The sequence below is a fragment of the Occultella kanbiaonis genome, from assembly GCF_009708215.1.
Lineage (GTDB): Bacteria > Actinomycetota > Actinomycetes > Actinomycetales > Beutenbergiaceae > Occultella > Occultella kanbiaonis.
Map to the genome: position 1 here is coordinate 544,258 of NZ_CP046175.1, position 21,270 is coordinate 565,527.

Below are 21,270 nucleotides of genomic sequence, written 5' to 3' on the forward strand. Positions count from 1 at the left end.
CGGGCGAGGGGCTGCGTCAGGGCAGCGGGAGCGCGGCCGCGACCGGTGCGAACACCTCGGCAGCCATCGGCCTGATCTCGCCGATGACGGGCTGGAAGTCGAGGTGGGCGAGGATGTCGCGCTCGACATCGATGCCGGGCGCGACCTCGGTCAGCGCGAGCCCGGCCGGGGTGAGCTCGAAGACGCAGCGCTCGGTGACGTAGAGCGCGCGGCGACCCTCCCCGGCCGCGAACGGTCCGGCGTAGGTCACCTGCTCGACCTCGGGGACGAACTTGGCGACCGCACCCTCGGAGTCGATGACGAGGCGCCCGTCCTCGACGTGGACACGCAGACCCTTGGCGCGGAACGCACCGCAGAACACCGCCGTTCGTGCGTTCTGGCTGATGTCGACGAACCCGCCGGGGCCCATCACCTTCCCGCCGAACGAGGAGACGTTGACGTTCCCGCGGGCGTCCACCTGGGCCATGCCCAGGCAGGTGACGTCGATGATGCCGCCGGCGAAGATGTCGAACTGCACCGACGAGCTCACCCGTGCCGCCGGGCCCCGGGACATGCCGAAGAGATCTCCGAGCTCCGGTTCGCCGCCGTACAGGCCCTGTTCCACGGCGAGCTGGACCGTGTCCAGGCGCCCTTGCTCGCGCAGCACCTTGGCCACGTCGGCGCTCATCCCGAAGCCGAGGTTGAGGACGTCGCCCGCGCTGACCTCGAGGGCCGCGCGCCGCGCCACGACGGCGCGGATCGGGTCCGTGATCGGCTCGGCGACGGACTCCTCGGCGGGCACCGGGTGGAACAGGCCCGGGTCCTCCTCGGTGAGGTAGGTCTGCATCTGGGTCGGCTCGACGACGACGTAGTCGACGAGGGCCGCCGGCAGCAGCACCCGGCGCGGGTCGAGGCGGCCGGCGATGCGTCGCTTCACCTGGACGATCACCGTGCCGCCGCAGCCGCGGGCGGCCTGCGCGGCCTCGAGGGCGTCGAGGATCGCAGGCTCGGCGTCGGCGCCGATGTTCCCGAGCTCGTCGACCTCGGTGCCCCGCACCAGGGCGATGTCCACGTGCAGCGGCCGGTAGCGCAGGTACTCCTGCCCGTCGAGCTCGAGGACCTCGACGAGCTCCTCGCGGGCGCTGGAGTTGGCTCGGCCACCCTGGTTGCGGGGGTCGGCGAACGTGTGCAGGCCGGTCCGGGTGATGTATCCCGGTCGCCGCGCACCGGACTCACGGAACAGGTGGGTGATGACTCCGGCCGGCAGCACGTAGGCCTCGAGTTTGTTCTCGGCCGCCAGCGCCATCATCGCGGGGGACCAGGTCCAGTGCCCGCCGATGACCCGCGTGGTCATGCCCTCGTGGGCGAAGCCGTTCACGCCGCGCTTGTCGCGGTCGCCCACCCCGAGGGCGTGCACCAGCCGCAGGCCCCGTGGGGTGCCGGCGGTGCGGAAGCGGCGCTCGACGGCGGCGATCACCGCGGTGGGCTCGAGCTGGCCACCACCGTTCGCGGCCAGCGCGACGGTGTGGCCGTCCTGGACGCGCTGGGCGGCTTCGTCGGCGGAGACGATCTGGACGGGCATCGCGGGTACCTCTCGCTTGGTCCATCTGTTGTAACCGGTTACAAAATGGAAGTCAAGCGAGTCGCCCGTGGGTGGGGCGGTTCAGCGGCGATCCGGTCAGGCGCCGAGCGAACGGAGCAGTTCGACGACGGGGTCCCATCGGGTGGGTCGGTCCGACATGGACGTGAGTGCGTCATGGAGTTCACGGGCCTTGGCGACCAGGTCTGCCTCCCGATCCTCCAGCAGCGCCTCGTACCGCTCGTCGAGCAGGTGGCTGTTCCCGGCTGCGAGGAGGGCGATGTGGTCGAGGAAGATGGTCAGCGACCGCGCGCGGGACTCCTCGGGATCGCCCGACGCGGACACCGGCACGTAATCGAACCGACTGTGCCAGAGTTCGGCCTGGGCGGGCTCGGGCCTGAGCGGGAGGACGGTGCCGAGCGGTCGCTCCTTGTCCTCGGTCGACATGGACCCCGCCGCACGGAACGCGATCACCTCGTGCGTCAGACGAAGGAAGTTGTCGTCCGTCATGGAGGCTCCGACGACCAGGAGGTGCCGGGTCACCATCAGCGACTGGACGAGCGAGCCCATCGGCCGTGACGTGGCGTCATAGCTGACGAAGTCGCTGCGGGTGAGATGATCGTCTCGGGGCGTTCGGCATCACCATGCATCTTCAGCACCCAGGGGCGGTCCTGCTGGGCCCTGTCGAAGGGCAGGACGGCGACCCCCGCGTTCGCCTGGACGTCACCGGCCGCGAGCTCGTACAACCGGTCGTAGTTCGTGGTGACGACTTCGCGGCATCCGAGCGCGGCGAGGATCGCGTGGGTCATCGCGTAGCGGCGTTGATGGGTGACCTGGGCGGCGATGGCGGCGCCGAAGTCAGCGCCGTACTTGATCCGCAGGAGCTCGGCCCGGTCGAGGGTCGAGGAGAGCTGCGTCAGATCGACGTCCTTGCCCTCCGCGAGACTGCCGAGCAGGCTGTTCCATGACGGGAGTCCGGCCCCGATGCTCACCCCGGCGCCGAGGAACAGTGCCAGCTCCCCGGAACGCGCGACGGCGGCGAGGCGCTCCGCGGCCGCACGCAGTTCCGGCGTGAGCAGTGCATCCCCGGAGCCGAGTTCACGCCGCCGCTCCTGGAGCGCCGTGTAGTCGGACGTGGAGTTCGCAACGATGACGATGTCGATGCCCAGAGCGGCGGACTCCTCACGGCAGACCCGCAACTGGGTGTCGATGACCTGACCGCGGTTCGGACCGAACCCGCCGTGCCCGGTGCCGAGCAGTGGCATCGAGACGAGCACGTGGGATCGCCCCTGCCCCGGATCGAGACGTGCCACCTCGGCGAGCACCCGGCGGAGCCGGGCCATCACGTCGTCGAGGTCCTCGGTCAAGGAGCGGGAGAAGTAGGACGCCACGTCCACGAACCACGTCGGCTTCGGTGGCTCGGCGGGGCCGGTCGCCGTGGCGCGGCCCCACCGTCGCTCACTCCAGCCATCCGGCTGCAGGGTCCGAACCGCCTCCCCGAACCCGGCATCGGGTAGACCGAGGGTCGGTGCCCAGTGACCGCTCACGCTGAAGTACCGATCGGTGGCGAGGATCACCGCATCGCTGTCGAGGTTCTCCATCCGTCCCTGGACGACGAACACATGCCCGTTGCTCATGAACGGACGGTATCGACGTTCGTGTGGTGCCGGGGGCACGGTTCAGTCGTTGACCACGATGTACCCGACGTTGAATGAGGCGGCGACGTTGGCGGTGCCGACGGTCATGACGTCGCCGCCGGGTGCGTCGAAGGCTTCGGAGTCCGAGGTGAGCGCCGTGTAGCCGTCCTCGTCCACGGTGCCGCACTCAGCGGTGTGGCTGACCAGGTCGACATCGTCGATTGCCACGGTCACCGTCAACGTGGAACCGTCGATGCTCGTACAGGCGACCCGCAGGAGGTAGCGACCGGCGGGGAGATGGAACCCCACGTACGCATTGGAGTCCGCCGCCGGATCCACCTGGCCGCCGGCGCCACCGGAGAACCCCTCGGCCTGGGCAAGGGTCGGGTCGAGAACCGCCGGGTCGGGCAGGTCGGGTCCGGCCGGAGCTCCGGTGCAGGCCGCGAGCAGGACCGCGCCCGCCAGGGTGGACACGAGGGTCCGTGCAGGGTGGCGCATGGGTGAACCGTAGCGACTCGGCTCGCCCGACCTCCACGCGGCGGACATCGCCGAGCGCGTCAGGGCAAGGACAACTCCGGACGGCCCCTCGGTCGAGGCGACGAAGTCCGTCCCCGCGGGTGCGCGCGGCCCGGGGACGCGAGTTCAGACGGGCGACCCGATGTACTTCTCCTCGAGGAACTCCTCGATCCCCTCGGCGCTGCCCTCGCGCCCGAGGCCGGACTGCTTCATGCCACCGAACGGTGCGGCGGGGTCGCTGAGCACGGCACGGTTCACGCCGATCATGCCGGCGTCGATGGCGAGCGCGATCGTCATGGCGTCACCGGGTGGGCCGTAGACGTAGGCGATCAGCCCGTAGATGGTGTCGTTGGCCATCCGGATCGCGTCGGCCGGGTCGTCGAAGCCGATCAGCGTGATCACCGGGCCGAAGATCTCGGTGCGGGTGATCTCGCTGCCGTGGGTGACATCGGCCAGGACCGTCGGCGGGTAGAAAGCACCGACACCGCTGGCGGTGGCGCCGCCGAGCACGACTCGGGCTCCGCCGTCGACGGCGGTGTCGACCAACGCGGCGACCTTGTCCCGCTCGGTCACCGAGACCAGGGCGCCCAGGTCGTTCTCCGGGTCGCGACCCGGCCCCGTCCGGACGCGGGACATGGCCGCCGTCAGTTCGGTCGAGAACTCCTCGAGCACGCTGGTGTGCACGTAGAACCGGTTCGCTGCCGTGCAGGCGGAGCCGCCGTTGCGCATCTTCGCGACCATCGCCCCGGCCACGGAGTCCGCGACGTCGGCCCCCTCGAGCACGACGAACGGTGCGTTCCCACCGAGTTCCATGGCCGAGCTGATCACGTTGTCGGCCGCCTCGTGCAGAAGCAGCCGGCCCACCTCGGTCGAACCGGTGAAGGAGAGCTTGCGCACGGCCGGATGGTGCAGCATCGCGCGTACGGCCGGAGCGGTGGGCGCGGGGGTCACCAGGTTGACGACGCCCGACGGCACGCCTGCCCGCTCGAGGACGCCGATCACGTAGGCCGCGGTCAGCGGTGTCTCGGAGGCGGGCTTCAGCACCACCGTGCAGCCGGCGGCGAGGGCCGGCGCGATCTTCCGGGTGGCCATCGCCGCCGGGAAGTTCCACGGGGTGATCAGGACGCTGACGCCGATCGGCTGGCGGGTGACGGTGATGCGCTTGTCCCCGGCCGGTGACAACCGGAAGTCGCCACCGATGCGGACGGCCTCCTCGGCGAACCAGCGGAAGAACTCCCGCGCGTAGCGTGCTTCGGCGAGCGCGTCGGCGTGGGCCTTGCCGTTCTCGCTGACGATGATGTCGGTCATCGTCTGCTCCTCCGCCGCCAGGAGCTCGTAGCAGCGCCGCAGCAGTTCCGATCGTTCGCGTGGCGGCGTGGCGGACCACGCCGGGAGCGCGCGCTCCGCGGCGGCGACGGCGTCGAGGCAGTCGCCGGTGGTGGCAACCGCGAACGTGGTCAGCTCGGTGCCGTCGGCCGGGTCGACGACGGAGAAGCGGCGGTCCTCCGACCCGGGCCGCCACACACCGTCGATGAAGAGATCGTTCAGGTAGGTCATGGGTGCTCTCCCGCTCAGGTGTGGTCGCCGCGCCAGGCGGCGGTGACTATTCCGGGGATCCGTTCGATCGGCCTGGCAGCCGCCACGTTCCCCGCGAGCCTGCTGATGCCCGCCGCTCGTGCCGAGATGTCCGGAAGGTCCTGGGCACGGACTCCGAGTTCGGCGAGGCTCGCCGGGATCCCGATGTCGGCGACGATCTGCTCGATCCGGCGGATCGCATCGAGAGCCGGGTCGGAGCCGGATTCGGCGACGCCGAGGAGCGTGCCTATCCGGCGCAGCGCGGGGTCGATGTCCGGTCGGCACCCACGCAGCACATACGGCAGGAGCAGGCCGGTGCCGAGGCCGTGCGGGGTCTTGGTGAGGGCCCCGATCGGGTACTGGATCGCGTGCGACAGGTGGGTTCCGGCACTCCCGAAGGCCATCCCGGCCAGCAGGCTGCCGTAGGCCATCTCGGTCCGTGCGGCGCCATCATCGGGGTCGGTGACCGCGCGGACCAGGTTCGCCGCGATGACGGTGATCGCCTCCTCGGCGAGCAGGCCCGCCAGTCGGTTCCGACCCACGAACACAGGAAGCTGGTCGGGCCACTCGGGAGTCCTGACCGCCGCCGTGTAGGACTCGATCGCGTGCACGAACGCGTCGACGCCGGCGTGTGCGGTGACCGAGGCCGGTGCACCGTGGGTCAGGGTCGGGTCGACGACGGCGAACCGCGGGATCAGGTGCGGGCTCGAGATCCCGACCTTGAGGTCCCGGCTCGGATCGGAGACCACGGCCACCGGGGTCACCTCCGACCCCGTGCCCGCCGTGGTCGGCACGGCGATCACCGGGGTGATGGGTCCCGGGACCGCGTTCTCGCCGTAGTAGTCACTGAGCCGACCCCCGTGACTGCGCAGCAGCGCCACCAGCTTCGCCAGATCCAGCGCGCTTCCACCCCCGAAACCGATGACCAGGTCGGGACCCCAGGCCGAGGCCGCGTCCGCGGCACGTTGCACCGAGTCGACCGGGAGCTCGGGCTCCACCTCGGTCCAGACCTGCAGGACCGCTCCGGAGTCCCGTAGTTCCTCGCAGGTCCGTTCGAACTGCGGCGTCTCGGCCAGGAACGGATCGCAGCACACGAACACCCGCCCGCCCAGCTCTCGCGCGAGCGGCGCGATCGACGACGCGGCGCCGTTCCCGAAGTGGATCCGGGTCGGCAGCCGGAGCAGCCCGAACCCGTCGGAGTGTGTCCGGGTGTGGCTCATGCGCCGTGCTCCTCGAGGAGTTGTTCGACCTCTCGCCAGACCTGGGGGTTGACCGGGATGCCGTTGGCCAGCCGCTCGGCCCGGGTCGCCCTCGCCCGGTCGCCCGGCACCGTGACCGGGTCCGGGCCGGTCCCGCTGGCGCGGACGTCATGGAGGTAGGCCTCCACGAGGCTGAGATGGGGGAGCCGGCCGATGCGGTCGAGTGAGATCGCGACGAAGATGTCGCCCTTCGTGGCGATGTGTTCGACGTCCAGCGTGCCCTGCTTCCGAGGGCCGAACGCCGTCCCGGTGACCGTGCCCACGAGGACCTCCAGGGCGATCCCGAGGGCGTATCCCTTCGGGCCACCGAACGGCGAGAGGGCCCCGTCGGACACCTCGGCGGGATCGGTGACCGGCCTGCCGTGACGATCGACCGCCCAGCCGAGTGGGATCGGCCGCGAGGTGGCGGCGTGGTCGAGGACCTTGCCCATCGAGACCGCCGCCGTCGACATGTCGAGGACGAGCGGCTCGCTCTCGGTCGGCACCGCGATGCCCACCGGGTTGGTGCCGACCATCGGCCGTGCGCTGCCCCAGGGGTGGACGAGCGCTTCGCTGGTCGTCAGGGCGATGCCGATCTGGCCGGCCGCGGCGATGCGTTCCACGTACGGGGCGAGCATGCCCATGTGATTGGCGTTGTGCACCGCGGCCAGGGCGACGCCGCTCTCGGCGGCCCGTCGGGTGATCGCCTCGATGGCCACCCCCGCCACCACGGGACCGAAGCCGCGCTCGCCGTCGACGCTCAGGAACGCGTCGCTGATCCACGTCGTGCGTGGCGCGACTCCGGTCCGGATGAGCCCGTTGCGCATGCGGCCGACCAGCACGGCGAGCCGCCGCACCCCGTGCGAGGGGTGGCCGCGGAGGTCGCCCTCGACGAGCACGTCCGCCTGTTGAGCGGCGTCGGCGAAGGTGGCACCCTCACCCACAAGGATCTGGACCACGGCGTCGTGCAGACGATCTGCGCTCACGGCCACGTCGGTGCCGACGCTGTTCGTCGTCATAGGTATCCTCCTCGGTCACGTCTGGACCGATGATGACCATCACGGAAGGAAGCGGCTATGACCCGTCCCGAACAGCAGGACGCAAGCTCTTCGCTCATCAAGGGCTTGTCCCTGCTCAACCTCTTCTCGGTGACCGACTTCGAGATCAGCATCAGCGAGATGGCCCGGACGTCGGGGATCCCGAAGTCCACGGCCCATCGCCTGGTGACCGATCTCGTGGAATGGGGCGCCCTCGAGCGTGGCCGGAACGGATACCGGCTCGGGGTGCGCATGTTCGAGCTCGGGCACCTGGTGCCCGCCCAGCGGACGCTGCGCGAGGTGGCGCTCCCGTATGCGCACAACCTCAACGAGGTGACCGGCCTGACCTGCAACCTCGCCGTCCGGGACAAGCACGAGATCATCTACCTCGAGAAGATCTCCCGCCGTGACCTGTTGGTCCCGCACTCGCGCCTCGGGGGCCGGCTGCCGCTGCACTGCACCGGCCTCGGCAAGGCGATCCTCGGTTTCAGCGACCACGACTTCGTGGAGTCGGTGTTGAGCGCACCCCTGACGAGGCTCTCGCCCAAGACGATCACCGACCCCACCGCGCTGCGGCGAGAGCTGGCGCGGGTGCGGGAGACCAAGGTCGCCTACGACGTCGAGGAGTCGCAGCCCGGCCTGTTCTGTGTGGCAGCACCGATCTTCGGGATGGGCAACCACCTGGTCGGAGCGATCTCGGTGACCGGTGCGACCGCGTTGTCCCAGGCCCAACGCTACGCATCCGCGGTGCGGATGACGGCGATGGCGATCTCCCGCGTGCTGGGATCGAGGCCCGGTCGTCCGGCATAGCGGGACGACCGCTTGATGCCCCTCGCCTTCCGCGCGATCGTCGGAGCCCATCGGGACGAGGACGTAGCCCGATGTCCGACGGTCGTACCCCCCCGGCCGCGGACCTCTCGAGGGAGATGAGAGCCAGTGGCGAACACGCAGGTCTCGGCATCCGCGCCGGATGTCGCGCCGGCCAGGAGCCGCAAGGAGAAGCCGCGGCGCCAGAATCTCGCGGGCTGGATGTTCGTCGGCCCGGTGATCTTCGGAGTGCTCGCGTTCCAGATCGTCCCGGTCATCGCCTCACTCGGCGTCTCGATGACGAACTGGACCGGGCTGAACGAGCCGGACTTCCTCGGTCTCGGGAACTTCGTCGCGTTGTTCACGACCGACGCCCGCTTCTACTCGACGCTGCTGAACACGGCGATCTTCACCATCGCGATGGTTGTCCTCTCGATCGCGATCGGACTCGCGCTGGCCGTTCTGTGCAATCAGCGGATCCGCGGTGTCGGCGTGTTCCGGACGCTCTACTACTCCCCGGCGATCACCAATGTCGTGGCCATCGGGTTCGTCTGGTTCTGGCTGTACGAGCCGAACAACGGCCTGATCAACTCGACCCTGCGCGGAGTCGGGATCACTGGTCCGGCGTGGCTCTCCGACCCCAGCACGGCCCTGATCGCGGTGATCATCGTGGCGCTGTGGCAGGGCGTCGGCTACCCGATGGTGATCCTGCTCGCCGGGCTGCAATCCATCGACAAGTCGCTCCTGGAGGCCGCGACCGTCGACGGCGCCTCCAACTGGCTTCGATTCTGGCGGGTCACCTTCCCGCTGCTGACCCCGAGCATCTTCTTCCTGACCATCATGCAGTTCATCTCGTCGTTCCAGGTCTTCGGCATCATCTACGTGATGACGTCCGGCGGGCCGAACAACGCGACGTCGGTCCTGATCTTCGAGATCTATCAGGTGGCTTTCGCGCAGGGGCGTCTCGGCTATGCCTCGGCGATGGGCTGGGTGCTGTTCCTGATCGTCGGCCTCGTGACCGTCTTCCAATGGAAGATGGAGAAGCGGTGGGTGCACTATGACAGCTGAACGCGTCGTGGCCCGAGCGCCACAGGGACGTGTGGTGAGCTCCGCCGACGGAGTCGAGGGTCCTCGGGCAGCACCCGCCCGACGGCGTCGCCCGCGCGGCATCGGACGGCGGACCGCGGTCATGATCACGCTGATCGTCCTGGCGGGCGTCTTCGCGATGCCGCTGCTGTGGATGGTGAGCGCGTCCCTGAAGCCGGAGAACGAGGTGCTCGCCTCGCCGCCCACGTTCATCCCGTCCGTCTTCCAGTGGGAGAACTATGCAGCTGCCGCGGACGGCCTCCTGCCGTTCTTCCTGAACAGCGTGAAGCTTGCGGCGCTCAACGTGACCGGACTGCTGTTCTTCGCATCGCTGGCCGGGTACGGGTTCGCACGCCTGAACTTCGTGGGAAAGAACGTCGCGTTCGCATTGTTGTTGGCGACGGCGATGATTCCGAGCATGGTGTACCTGATCCCGCAATACATGCTCTTCCGGGAGATCGGCTGGATCGACACGCACTTCCCGCTCTGGGTCCCCAATGTGCTGACGCCGGTGTTCGGGACATTCCTGCTGCGGCAGTCGTTCCGTGGCGTGCCGAGGGAACTGGAGGAGGCGGCGAAGCTGGACGGGGCGTCCGTGTTCGGGACGTTCTGGCGGATCATGCTGCCCCAGGTCAAGCCCGCCCTGGCCGCCGTCGGTGCCCTGACCTTCATGGCGTCCTGGAACGACCTGTTCGGGCCGTTGATCTTCCTGAACTCCACCCGGCTGCAGACCATGCCCATCGCACTCGTGCTCTTCCAGGGAGAGTTCTTCACCCAGACGAATCTCATGATGGCGGCGGCCACCCTCACGATCATTCCGCCGCTCATCCTCTTCTTCCTCGCCCAACGGTATTTCGTTCAGGGCATCACCATGTCAGGTCTGAAAGGTTAGGTCGCCGTTTCATGCGCATCACACAGGTCGAGTCCATCATCCTGCTCGAGCAGTTCCATATCGTGAAGGTCCACACCGACGAAGGGCTCATCGGGATCGGCGAGATCAGCCCGATGAAGGCGGCGGTCACGCACGCGATCGTCGAGCATGCCCTGGCGCCGCTGCTCGTGGGTGAGGACCCAGGGGACATCGAGCGGCTCTGGCGCCGGATGTACACCAAGCCCTACAAGCTCGGACCGATGGGCGCCCAGCTCGAGGCCATCGCCGGCATCGACATCGCGCTCTGGGATCTGCTCGGCAAGGCCGCGAACCTACCCGTCTACGCGCTCACCGGTGGCAAGTACCGCACCGGCATGAAGGTCTACGCGAGCTCGATGTCGCGCAGCATGAGCCCGCAGGAGGAGGCCGAGCGGGCGGTGTCGTTCCAGGAGCAGGGCTATCACGGCTACAAGATCCACTCCTCGACCCCGTGGATGCATGACGACGGCTTCGACCAGACGATCGACACCGTCGCGGCGGTCCGCGCCGCGGTCGGTGACGACTTCCCGATCCTCGTCGACGTCAACAACGCCTACTACGAGCACACCGCGATCCGGATCGCGCGTGAACTCGAGGCGTACGGCGTCTGGCACTTCGAGGAACCACTCGCCGCGCACGACTACGCCGCCTACGCCCGGCTGGCGGACGCCGTCGACATCCCCATCGCGGCGGGCGAGCAGGAGTACACGAGCTGGCAGTTCCGCGACCTGATCACCCAGGGCCGGGTCGACATCCTGCAACCCGACGTCATCAAGTGCGGCGGCATCACCGAGTTCCGCAAGATCGCCGTACTCGCGGACGTCCACACGAAGCCGATCACGGTGCACAACACCCAGCAGACGATCGGCACCTCGGCACACGCGCACCTGTGGGTGAGCACGCCTTCGTGCGTGTACCCGCAGGAGTACAACATCGAGCACAACCCGGTGCTCGACGACGTCCCGATCTGGACCAACCCCCTCGTCCCGGTCGATGGCGTCATCACCCCGTGGGACCTGCCCGGTCTCGGGGTCGAACTCGACGAGGACGCGGTGGCGCGGTTGCGCAGCAACTGACGGCGCGTCCTTCATTCGGAGCGCCGCATCACGGCGACTCCGGCTCACCGGCCCGACTCCTCGGCCGGCTCATCAGCACGGCTCAGCACACAAGGACAGGACGAACCAATGGCGGTAGATCAGGTCTCACGACGATCGTTGCTCAAGACCCTGGGAGTGGCCTCCGGCGCCGCGCTCATCGGTGGCCCACTCGCCGGCTGTGGGGGCGGCGGCTCCGGCTCCGACTCCGGGTCGGGCGGGACCTTCGCCTTCATGAGCTGGGACGCCACCTCCGACACCCCGCTGTACCAGGTCGCCCAGAACTGGGCGGAACAGGCCTCCCGGGAGATCGACGTGCAGTCGGTGCCGGGCGGCGGCGACTACGAGACGAAGCTTCGCACCGTGCTCTCGTCGGGCGCCCACCCGGACGTCATCCGCATCAACGACGACTTCGTGCAGGCGTACTACAGCGAGGGCTCACTGCTCGATCTCACCCCCTATCTCGAGCAGGACTCGATCGACGCGGACGACTTCTACCCGGTGGCGTTCAACTTCGCCAAGCAGGCCGACGGCGCGCACGCGGCCTGGCCGATCCTGACGAACCCGGGGATCATCTACTGCAACGTGGACGCCTTCGAGGAGGCGGGCGTGCCGCTCCCGCCGACTGACTGGGACGCCGACGGGTGGACCTGGGACGACTTCCTCGACGCAGCCACGAAGCTCACCAAGCCGGGCGGCGAACGCTGGGGCGCGCTGCTCTTCCACGACACCGCCCTGGAGACCGTCTGGCCCGTCAACAACGGCACGACCGGCATCTACTCCGAGGACGCCCAGACGTTCACGCTCGCCGACGAGGGCAGCACGGACGCGCTGCAGTGGGCCGCCGACCTTGCGCTCGTGCACGGCGTCCACCCGGACTTCGGCACGGTCAGCACCGGGAAGTCCACTCCGAACTGGGCCCAGTCCCTGTTCGGGACCGGGCAGGTCGCGATGCTCCTCGGGCTGACCAGCTCGATCCCCTACCTCCGCGAGAACGCGGAGGTGAACTGGGACATCTTCCCGCCGCCGCAGCAGGTGACCCGGCAGACCGTGAACACCATGACGGTCCTGGCCGTGCCGTCCGAGTCGCCGGATCCCGATGCCGCCTGGGACTTCCTGAAGTACTGCGTCGGCCCTGAGGCCGCCGAGCTCTTCGCCGAGTCGCGCGGTTTCGTACCCGTGGCCACCGCCTCCGCCGACCTGTTCGTCGCCGACGATCAGGCACCCCAGAACCTCGCGATGGTCAGCCAGGCCCTGGCGAACGCCGTCAACGAGAACTTCGGTCTGTACATCGAGCGGGCGCGCACGGTCTACCGGCCCGTCCTCGACGAGATCTGGAGCGGCCGCCAGACCGCCGCCGACGCGCTCGGTGGGATCCGGGCCGAGGTCGAGGCGATCCTGGCCGGGCAGGGTTGAGCATGAAGATCACCAGAGTCACCGTCGAGGTCACCTCCGAGCCCAAGCAGCACGCGATCCGGGACGCGATCCAGCTGCTGGACCGCAACGGCCGCTGCGACGTGACGGTCGAGACGGACGCCGGCGTCAGCGGCACCAGCAGCACCTATTTCGGTCGCGTCGCCAGCTCGCCCGCGCTGCTCGGCGCCCTGATCACCGAGCAGCTCGGCCCGGCGATCATCGGCCAGGACGCCACCATGATCCGGCACATCCGCGACCTGCTCAGGACCCTGACCGACTACCAGGGCACGGCGGGCCTGTCGACCTTCGGCATCTCCGCGATCGATCAGGCCCTCTGGGACCTGCTCGGCAAGTCGCTCGGGGTGCCGGTCTGGAAACTGCTGGGTGCCAACCGGACGGCGATCCCCACCTACGCGATGGTGGGGTGGCTCGAGCTGGACGTTCCGCAGCTGCAGGACGTCTGCGCCCGGGCCATGGAACAGGGCTTCCAGGGCGTGAAGATGAAGGTGGGCGGTGGCCCTCTGGCCGAGGATCTCGAACGGATCGGTGCGGTCCGCGCGGTGATCGGCGACGGGGTCCCGCTGATGGTCGACGCCAACCAGGCGTTCGACCTCGCCGAGGCGATCCGGCGTGGGCGCGCGTACTCCGACCTCGGCTGCCGGTGGTTCGAGGAACCGCTACGAGCCGCGGACACGGCGGCGCACATCCGGCTGGCCGAGAAGCTGGACATCCCGATCGCCACCGGGGAGAACCGCTACGGGCAGGAACAGTTCCGGGACCTGTTCGTCGGTGGCGGCGTCGGCGTGGTCCAACCGGACCTGCGCCGGGCCGGCGGGCTCACCGACTGCTACGAGATCGGACTGATGGCGGCCGGGTTCGGCATCCCGTACGCCTCGCACGGCGGCGGTGCGCACATCCACGTCCTCGCGGCGCTGCCGAACACGATCTACGTCGAGAGCGGGCTGCTGCCGGCGGACGGATCGGTCACCCTGACCGACGGCTGCTACCCGCTGCCCACCGAACCCGGCCTGTCCTCCTGGAGCGCGCACTGAGCGATACCGGTCAACCGACCACCAGAGCGACGACCAGGCAGGCGAGCGCCGCCGTCGACGTGGCAGTGCGCACGTCGTTCCACCGGGACCACCGCGCCTCGAACGCGGCTCGCACCCCGGCCGGGTCGGCCGGGGTGGGGCCGGCCCGGTCGATGGCGTTGTTCAGCGGGATGTTCGCGCGGCCGGTGATGATCAGGCAGGCCAGGTAGCACGCCACGGCGGCGCCGATCCACGGCACGGCGGCGGAGGAGGCGTCGCCGACCAGGTGCGCGATCAGCGCGAGGACGGACAGCACGATCGCCCCGCCGAACGCGAGCGCGAACCGCGGGTTCAGGATCGCGGTGTTGATGTGGTGCATCACCTCGACGAACGCCGCGTCACGCGCGCGCGCCACCCCGGGCATCACGGCCACGGAGAACGTGTAGAACAGCCCCGCCGCGAGGCCCATCGCGACCGTGGCCGCGGCGAGGCTGAGGGTGGCGAACATCAGCGCACCGGCGCGGGTACGCTGACCCACGCGCCGCTCGCGGCAGCCTCGCGCGCCCAGTCGGAGAAGTCCCGGGCCGGGCGTCCGAGGACCTGCTGGACACCGTCGGCCGGGATCGAGTTGCGCCCGTCGAGGACCTCGGTGAACAGGTACATGAACAGGTCCACCAGCTCGGGCGGGGTGCCCTCGGCCGTGAGCCCGGCGCGGAACTCCTCGGCCGGGATCTCCTGGTGGCGCACCTCGAGGCCGCTCGCGGCCGAGATCTCGGCCATCGCGTCCGCGAAGGTGAGCGAGCGCGGGCCGGAGAGCTCGTACACCCGGCCGGCGTGGCCGTCCTCGGTGAGCACGGTCGCGGCCACCTCGGCGATGTCCTCGACGTCGGTGAACGGTTCCGGCTCGCCCGGCCCGGGTGCCGCGAACACGCCGCTGAGCACGGCCGGCAGCAGGAAGCTCTCGCTGAAGTTCTGGTTGAACCAGCTTGCGCGCAGCACGGTCCAGTCGGCGCCAGAGGCGCGCACGCGCTGTTCGGCGTGCTCGGCCGCGGTCTCCCCGCGGCCGGAGAGCAGCACCAGGCGGCGCACGCCGGCGGCGACGGCCTGCTCGGCGAACGCACCGATCACGTCGTCGGCGCCGGGCAAGGCCAGGTCGGGCACGTAGGCGATGTAGACGGCGCTCACGCCATCGAGGGCGTCGGCCCAGGTGGACGGGTCCTCCCAGTCGAACGGCGGCTCGGCCGATCGGGAGCCGAGGCGAACGGGATGCCCGACGGCGGTGAGTCGCTTGGCCACTCGGCTGCCGGTCTTGCCGGTGCCGCCGAGGACGAGGGTCAAGTCGTTCGTGGTGGTTGTCATGTCCCCACTCAACAGGGCGCGCGTGAGACGATCCATAGTTCAGGCTCTTGATTTCATACGTGGGCGTCTACACACTGGGGTCATGGATGCACTCACCGGACTCCTCGACGGCCCTCGTGCGCGCGGCGCGTTCCTGATGCGCTCGCTGATGGTGCCGCCGTGGGCGATCCGGATCCGGGACGAGGCACCGCTCACCGTCGTGGTGATGACCAAGGGGACCACGTGGATCCGTCCGGACGCGGGTGAGCCGGTCCGGTTGACCGCGGGCGACGTGGCCCTCGTGCGTGGCCCGGACCCGTACACCGTGGCGGAGCCGCCGGACGCGCCGATCGGGGTCTACATCAACCCGGGCCAGCACTGCACCGCACCCGACGGTCGCTCCCTCGAGGAGGAGATGTACCTCGGTGTGCGCACCTGGGGCAACGACGCCGACGCCCCGACCGAGGTCATCACCGGGGCCTACGGCGTGGAGGGCGAGGTGAGCCGGCGGCTGCTCGACGTGCTGCCCACCGTGATCGTCATCCCGGCCGGAGATCCGGGCGCACCCACCACGCTGGTCCGGCTCATCCGTGAGGAGATCGTCAAGGACGACGTCGGTCAGGACGTGGTGCTCGACCGGATGCTCGACCTGCTCCTGATCGCGGTGCTGCGGAACTGGTTGAGCCGGCCGGAGGCGCAGCCGCCCGCCTGGTACTCCGCGAGCGCCGACCCGATGGTCGGGCACGCCCTGCGCCTGCTCCACAACAACCCCGGCCACCCCTGGACCGTCGCCGGGCTGGCTGCCGAGTGCGGCGTCTCCCGGGCCGCGTTCGCCCGCCGGTTCACCCAGCTCGTCGGGCAGGCGCCGATGGCCTACCTCACCGACTGGCGGCTGACCATGGCGGCGGACCTGCTCCGCGAGCCGGACGCCACCGTGGCTTCGGTCTCCCGGCGGGTCGGCTACGGGAGCTCGTTCGCGTTCAGCTCCGCGTTCAAGCGGGTCCGCGGAGTGAGCCCGCAACGGCACCGGAGCGGCGCCGCGCTCGCGGCCGTCGGGGCCGACTGAGCCCGACGGCGGAACTCGGCTGCCGCCGTCGGGCGCCGCGGGCGCTCACGCGAGCGCTTCCGCGGAAGCGCGCAGGTGCTGCCCGACGGTCGGCGGACCTGATCGGACGTGGTTCCGGCGGCGCTGCTGGGCCCGGGGACGGATACCTGGGCGTCGGCCTCGCACCCGGTGAGAGGATGCGGCAGATGAGCGACTCTCCGGCGTGGCTGCCCACGCCTCCCTGCGCCGAGCTGCACCTGCACATCGAGGGCACTCTCGAGCCGGACCTGGTGTTCGCGCTCGCGGAGCGCAACGGGGTGGACCTGCCGGATCCGGATGTCGGTGCGTTGCGGTCCCGGTATGCGTTCACCGACCTGCAGTCCTTCCTGGACCTCTACTACGAGAACATGGCGGTGCTGCGCACGCCGGCCGACTTCGCGGAGATGACGCGCGCCTACCTGACCCGAGCGCGGGCGGCCGGGGTGCGGCACGCGGAGATCATGTTCGACCCGCAGGCGCACCTGGCCCGGGGGGTGCCGCTGGCGGCGAGCGTCGGGGGCATCGCCTCCGTGCTGCACACGAGCGAGGCCGAGTTCGGGATCTCCACCGGTCTGATCGCCGCGTTCCTCCGGGACCGGCCGGCGAGTGAGGCCCTCGAGGTCCTCGAGGAGCTGCTCGCGATGGACGCGCCGATCATCGGCATCGGCCTCGACTCCGCCGAGGTGGGGAACCCGCCGTCGGGCTTCACCGCGGTCTACGACCGCGCCCGCGGGGCCGGCCTGCACCTGGTGGCGCACGCGGGGGAGGAGGGGCCGCCGTCGTACATCGCCGGCGCGCTCGACGACCTCGGCGTCGAGCGGATCGACCACGGGATCCGGTGCCTCGACGACCCGGCACTCGTGGCGAGGCTTGCCGCCGAGAAGATCCCGCTGACCGTGTGCCCGCTGTCCAACGTGCGGCTGCGGGCGGTGCCCTCGCTCGCCGCGCACCCGCTGCGGCGGCTGCTCGAGGCCGGGGTGATCGTGACGATCAACTCCGACGATCCGGCCTACTTCGGTGGCTACGTGGACGACAACCTGCATGCGGTGCGGGAGGTCCACAAGCTGACCGACGACGAGTTGGCGGCGCTCGCGGCGAACTCGTTCCGGGCATCCTTCCTCGACGGCGACCGGCGGGACGCGCTGCTCGCCGAGGTCGAGGACTGGCGAACCGCGGCGCGCTAGCGGTCCCGTCGTCACGCGACGCGGGCGGCGCGAGCCGTCTGCCCTCCGGAGACGACGGTGGTGAACAGGGTGATGCCCGCGGCGGCGATGACCACCGCGACCAGGGGAAGGACCTGCACCGCAGCGGCCGCCGTGCCCGTCTTGAGGATCGCGAAGGGAACAACCACGGCGATCGAGCCGACCGTGCCGACGACGACGGCGACGATCGCGGCCACGGCGGTCTCGGTGACGAGCATGCGGGTCGCCTGGCCGGTGGTGGCGCCGACCGACGACAGCACGGCCAGCTCGCTGCGCCGCTGCCGGATCGACGCGATCAGGTTGTTGACGAGTGCGATCGACATGAACGCGGCGATCAGCAGCACGACGAGGTAGTTGATGGCGGCCATCAACTGGCCGATGCCGTCACCGGCGCGGCTCGCCTGGTTCTCGATCGATTGCATGCTCAACGTGCCTGCGGCGACGCCCACGAACAGGGTCAGGAACGTGACCGCGGGCCGGATGCGCTCGGGCGCGACGCGCAGGTTGGTGGCGGCGAGGCGGGTCTCCGCGCCGCCGCGCCGTCGCAGCACGACGATCAGTGTGCGGTCCGCGAGCCGCAGCAGCTCGGGCGCCAGGAGGGCCGCACCGACCGCGACGAGCACACAACCCGGGCCGGTCGCCGCGGTCGCGTAGACCGATGCCGGGTCCATGGCGAGCGCCGTCAGGGACGACCCGAGGCCGACGACGGTCAGGATGACGGCAACGATTCGACGTGGCCGGGCGGCCCGTGAGCGCTTCGCGGCGGTCGGTTCGCCGATCGGGCTCCGGCCCGCCGCCTCGCGGCTGCCCACGAACGCGCCGACGGTGGCGGCCACGATGACGACCACGCCGGCCAGCACCGGGGCGAGCGCCCCGGGGGCGAACGTGGCGGCACCCGAGATCACGCCGCTCGCCGCGGTCGCGGTGACGATGACGGCACCGAAGGCGTACCCGAGCAGGATGCCTGGCACCGCGGCGACTGCCGCGATCACCAGGGTCTCGACGGAGACCATCCGGCGGACCTGGCCCGGTGTGGCGCCGATGAGCCGGAGACCTCGGACCTCCTCCGTTCGCCCGCCGAGTGCCACGCCGACCGTCGAGATGACGGCGAAGACGACGATCCCGAGGATCCAGCTCCCGAGGATGACCGGGAACTGCACGAGGAACGCCCGATCCTCGACCCGTGTGCTCGCGGCCAGTCCGGTCGCCATCACGCCGGCCATGCCGGACAGGAGCATGACCCCCACGAGCACGACCATGGCGGTCGCGGCGGCGCCGGCCCGATGGCGTGCGATCGACAGCAGCGCGAGCCGGATCACAGCGACGCTCCGGTGATCGCGTTCGAGCGCTCGGCCAGGTCCAGCAGGCTCGACATGCGCACGGCGACGTCGCGGCTGGTGGGGTCGGGCAACCGGTCCACGATGCGCCCGTCGGCGAGGAACAGCACCTCGTCGGAGTAGGCCGCCGCGGCCGGGTCGTGCGTGACCATGATGATCGTCTGCCCCGCATCGGCGAGCTCGCGGAGCACGGTGAGTACCTCACGGGCGCTCCGGAGGTCGAGCGCGCCGGTGGGCTCGTCGGCGAAGACGACCGCCGGCCTCGCGATCAGCGCCCTGGCGATCGCGACGCGCTGCTGCTGCCCGCCGGAGAGCTGGGGCGGGCGATGCGAGGCCCGTTCCCCGAGCCCGACGCGGGCCAGCAGACGCTCGGTGGCGGCCCGGTCGGGGCGGCGTCCCTCGAGCCGCAAGGGGAGTTCGACGTTCTCGGTGACCGTCAGGGCGGGAAGCAGGTTGAAGGACTGGAAGACGAACCCGATCGCGACCCTGCGCAGCCGCGCGAGAGCCTTCTCGTCGAGGGTCGTGACCTCGGAACCGCCGAGCTGCACGGATCCGGAGGTCGGCTTCTGAAGGCCGGCCGCGCAGTGCATCAACGTCGTCTTTCCCGACCCGGACGGGCCCATGACCGCCGTGAAGCTGCCGCTCCTGATGGCCAGATCGACGTCGCGCAGCGCCCGGATCGGCGCCCCGCCGGTCTCGTACGTGCAGCTGAGCGCCGTGGTGCTGAGCGCAACGGTTTCGAGTGCTGGGGCAGTCATGCCATCCTCCGGTGTGAATGGTCGTTTGAAACGAACGTTTACATTGCCGAGAGATAGAGTACGTCCCATGGGCCATCGCGACAACCTCCTCCTGGCGGCGCGCAACTGCCTGCTCAGAAAGGGCTACGCGGCGACGACCGTGCGCGATCTCGTCGAGGAGAGCGGCGCCAACCAGGCCTCGATCAACTACCACTTCCGGTCGAAGGACCGGCTTCTGAACCAGGCGCTGTTCGAGCTCAACAGGGAGTGGGGGGCGCTTCTGTTCGAAGCGCTCGGCGTGGATCCGACCCGGGAGTCGCCGTCCGGTACGCCTCCGGACGAACGCGGGGTCGTCGAGCTCTGGAATCGCGTGATCGGGTCGATCCGTTCGAACGAGCAACTGTGGTTCGTGAACTTCGAGTCGGTCTCATTCGTCCAGCACGATCCTGAGATCCGGCAGATGAACGCCGACGGCCAGGCTGCGTCCCGCACTGCGCTCGCCCTGGCGTTCGCCGGTCTTGGCAAGGACAGCGATCCCGCCCGGCGGCGTGCGGTGGGGTCGCACTACTACTCGCTGCTCGTCGGGCTGGCCCTGCAGCTCCTGACCGATCCTGACCACGCCCCGACCGCAGCCGAGATCGTAGCGACGGACTCGGGCGTGCACCCCGCCCCGTGAGGCGAGGGACCGCTTGCGCTGCATCGCCGATGCAGGGCCCGGGGACCGCGCACCAGACGCCGACGGCCCCGGCGACAAGCGCCGGGGCCGAGCGGAGTGCTTCTGTGCGGGTCGGGCTCAGCGGAGCTCGGTGACCTGCACGTGGTCCATGTCGTCGAAGGACTGGTTCTCCCCGGCCATCGCCCACACGAACGAGTAGGCGCTGGTGCCGACACCGGAGTGCACCGACCAACTCGGGGAGATGACTGCCTGTTCGTTGGCGATCACGATGTGGCGGCTCTCGGTGGGCTCACCCATGAGGTGCAGCACCCGCGCGTCCTCGGGGAGGTCGAAGTAGAGGTAGGCCTCCATGCGCCGGTCGTGGGTGTGCGCCGGCATGGTGTTCCACATGCTGCCCTCGTGCAGGGTGGTCACGCCCATCACCACCTGGCAGGACCGCACGCCGTCGGCATGGATGTACTGGTTCAGGGTGCGCCGGTTCGAGGTGCGCTGCTCGCCGAGTTCGCGCACGTTGCCCTCGCCGGCGCGGACCAGGGTGGTCGGGTAGGTCGTGTGCGCGGGCGCGGAGAACCCGTAGAACCGGGCCGGTGTCGCGGTGTCGGACGACGCGAACGTCACGTGCTCGGCGCCCCGGCCCACGTACAGGCAGGCGCCGTGACCGAGTTCGTACGCTGCGCCGTCGACCGTCACGGTGCCGGAGGCACCGACGTTCACGATGCCGATCTCGCGCCGAACGAGGAAGTGCTCGGCGCGCAGTTCTGCCGGCGCGACCAGGCCGATCGGCCGGTCCGTCGGCATCGCGCCGACCAGGACCACGCGGTCGTGGTGGGAGTACGTCACGCTCACCTCCCCCGGCTGGAAGAGGTCCTCGACGAGGAACCGGCGGCGGAGCGCGTCGGTGTCGAGCGAGGGAATCTCGGTGGGCGAGGTGGCGTAACGGATGTCCACTTCAGGAGCCTGCTTTCATGTGGCTCGACGGCGGTGCGCCGCC

General features: G+C 70.0%; 20 protein-coding genes and 1 pseudogene. 9 read left to right on the forward strand and 12 right to left on the reverse strand.

Annotation, left to right across the window (positions count from 1 at the left end; translation table 11 throughout):
- Window positions 1-16 precede the first annotated feature (16 nt).
- From GKS42_RS02375 to GKS42_RS02405, 7 genes and pseudogenes are all read right to left on the reverse strand, one after another.
- Window positions 17-1,561: an acyl CoA:acetate/3-ketoacid CoA transferase gene (locus GKS42_RS02375; protein ID WP_154792386.1), complete on the reverse strand. Its 1,545-nt coding sequence runs from the start codon at window positions 1,559-1,561 to the stop codon at window positions 17-19.
- A 96-nt stretch (window positions 1,562-1,657) separates the two neighbouring features.
- Window positions 1,658-2,068, reverse strand: coding sequence for a hypothetical protein (locus tag GKS42_RS02380; protein WP_232847889.1), 411 nt, complete (start codon window positions 2,066-2,068; stop codon window positions 1,658-1,660).
- A 3-nt stretch (window positions 2,069-2,071) separates the two neighbouring features.
- Window positions 2,072-3,195: pseudogene (locus GKS42_RS02385) on the reverse strand (SIR2 family protein); the annotation flags it as partial.
- A gap of 42 nt (window positions 3,196-3,237) precedes the next feature.
- The gene (locus tag GKS42_RS02390) at window positions 3,238-3,693 is read right to left on the reverse strand and encodes a hypothetical protein (protein WP_154792389.1); all 456 of its coding nucleotides are present in this window, start codon (window positions 3,691-3,693) and stop codon (window positions 3,238-3,240) included.
- 144 nt (window positions 3,694-3,837) lie between these two features.
- Window positions 3,838-5,268 (reverse strand): NAD-dependent succinate-semialdehyde dehydrogenase, encoded by a 1,431-nt coding sequence (locus GKS42_RS02395; RefSeq protein WP_154792390.1) that lies wholly within the window; start codon window positions 5,266-5,268, stop codon window positions 3,838-3,840.
- A gap of 14 nt (window positions 5,269-5,282) precedes the next feature.
- Window positions 5,283-6,506, reverse strand: coding sequence for an iron-containing alcohol dehydrogenase (locus GKS42_RS02400; protein ID WP_154792391.1), 1,224 nt, complete (start codon window positions 6,504-6,506; stop codon window positions 5,283-5,285).
- Complete coding sequence (locus GKS42_RS02405) at window positions 6,503-7,543, reverse strand: Ldh family oxidoreductase (protein WP_154792392.1); 1,041 nt, start codon at window positions 7,541-7,543, stop codon at window positions 6,503-6,505. Before GKS42_RS02405 ends, GKS42_RS02400 begins: the two co-directional genes overlap by 4 nt.
- 57 nt (window positions 7,544-7,600) lie before the next feature.
- Between GKS42_RS02405 and GKS42_RS02410 the strand changes: the two genes are divergently transcribed.
- From GKS42_RS02410 to GKS42_RS02435, 6 genes are all read left to right on the forward strand, one after another.
- Entirely contained in the window at window positions 7,601-8,371 is a 771-nt protein-coding gene (locus GKS42_RS02410) for an IclR family transcriptional regulator (RefSeq protein ID WP_154792393.1), read from the forward strand.
- A 126-nt stretch (window positions 8,372-8,497) separates the two neighbouring features.
- On the forward strand, window positions 8,498-9,436 hold the full coding sequence (locus tag GKS42_RS02415; protein WP_210769293.1) for a carbohydrate ABC transporter permease: 939 nt from the start codon (window positions 8,498-8,500) through the stop codon (window positions 9,434-9,436).
- A gap of 121 nt (window positions 9,437-9,557) precedes the next feature.
- The gene (locus GKS42_RS02420; protein ID WP_197522357.1) at window positions 9,558-10,346 is read left to right on the forward strand and encodes a carbohydrate ABC transporter permease; all 789 of its coding nucleotides are present in this window, start codon (window positions 9,558-9,560) and stop codon (window positions 10,344-10,346) included.
- 11 nt (window positions 10,347-10,357) lie between these two features.
- Complete coding sequence (locus GKS42_RS02425; protein ID WP_154792395.1) at window positions 10,358-11,440, forward strand: mandelate racemase/muconate lactonizing enzyme family protein; 1,083 nt, start codon at window positions 10,358-10,360, stop codon at window positions 11,438-11,440.
- A 138-nt stretch (window positions 11,441-11,578) separates the two neighbouring features.
- Window positions 11,579-12,874, forward strand: coding sequence for an extracellular solute-binding protein (locus tag GKS42_RS02430; RefSeq protein WP_168217722.1), 1,296 nt, complete (start codon window positions 11,579-11,581; stop codon window positions 12,872-12,874).
- Window positions 12,875-12,876: 2 nt separating this feature from the next.
- The gene (locus GKS42_RS02435) at window positions 12,877-13,926 is read left to right on the forward strand and encodes a mandelate racemase/muconate lactonizing enzyme family protein (RefSeq protein WP_154792397.1); all 1,050 of its coding nucleotides are present in this window, start codon (window positions 12,877-12,879) and stop codon (window positions 13,924-13,926) included.
- A gap of 10 nt (window positions 13,927-13,936) precedes the next feature.
- Here GKS42_RS02435 and GKS42_RS02440 read toward each other — a convergent pair whose 3' ends face one another.
- Together GKS42_RS02440 and GKS42_RS02445 are read right to left on the reverse strand one after the other, a co-directional pair.
- The gene (locus tag GKS42_RS02440) at window positions 13,937-14,413 is read right to left on the reverse strand and encodes an anthrone oxygenase family protein (protein ID WP_154796500.1); all 477 of its coding nucleotides are present in this window, start codon (window positions 14,411-14,413) and stop codon (window positions 13,937-13,939) included.
- Window positions 14,413-15,264, reverse strand: a complete 852-nt coding sequence (locus tag GKS42_RS02445; RefSeq protein WP_210769294.1) for an NAD(P)H-binding protein — start codon at window positions 15,262-15,264, stop codon at window positions 14,413-14,415. Before GKS42_RS02445 ends, GKS42_RS02440 begins: the two co-directional genes overlap by 1 nt.
- An 82-nt stretch (window positions 15,265-15,346) precedes the next feature.
- On the opposite strand from GKS42_RS02445, the gene GKS42_RS02450 reads away from it, so the two are divergent.
- The gene (locus tag GKS42_RS02450; protein WP_154792399.1) at window positions 15,347-16,309 is read left to right on the forward strand and encodes an AraC family transcriptional regulator; all 963 of its coding nucleotides are present in this window, start codon (window positions 15,347-15,349) and stop codon (window positions 16,307-16,309) included.
- 185 nt (window positions 16,310-16,494) lie between these two features.
- Entirely contained in the window at window positions 16,495-17,511 is a 1,017-nt protein-coding gene (locus GKS42_RS02455) for an adenosine deaminase (RefSeq protein ID WP_154792400.1), read from the forward strand.
- 11 nt (window positions 17,512-17,522) lie between these two features.
- On the opposite strand, the gene GKS42_RS02460 is transcribed toward GKS42_RS02455, so the two are convergent.
- Window positions 17,523-18,848: an FtsX-like permease family protein gene (locus tag GKS42_RS02460; protein ID WP_154792401.1), complete on the reverse strand. Its 1,326-nt coding sequence runs from the start codon at window positions 18,846-18,848 to the stop codon at window positions 17,523-17,525.
- Window positions 18,845-19,624: an ABC transporter ATP-binding protein gene (locus GKS42_RS02465; RefSeq protein WP_154792402.1), complete on the reverse strand. Its 780-nt coding sequence runs from the start codon at window positions 19,622-19,624 to the stop codon at window positions 18,845-18,847. Before GKS42_RS02465 ends, GKS42_RS02460 begins: the two co-directional genes overlap by 4 nt.
- Before the next feature lie 67 nt (window positions 19,625-19,691).
- On the opposite strand from GKS42_RS02465, the gene GKS42_RS02470 reads away from it, so the two are divergent.
- Entirely contained in the window at window positions 19,692-20,279 is a 588-nt protein-coding gene (locus GKS42_RS02470; protein ID WP_154792403.1) for a TetR/AcrR family transcriptional regulator, read from the forward strand.
- Window positions 20,280-20,396: 117 nt separating this feature from the next.
- Here the strand turns inward: GKS42_RS02470 and kduI are convergent, their stop codons facing one another.
- A complete protein-coding gene (kduI, locus tag GKS42_RS02475) occupies window positions 20,397-21,227 on the reverse strand; it encodes a 5-dehydro-4-deoxy-D-glucuronate isomerase (protein ID WP_154792404.1) in 831 nt (276 codons plus the stop codon).
- Between the last annotated feature and the right edge of the window lie 43 nt (window positions 21,228-21,270).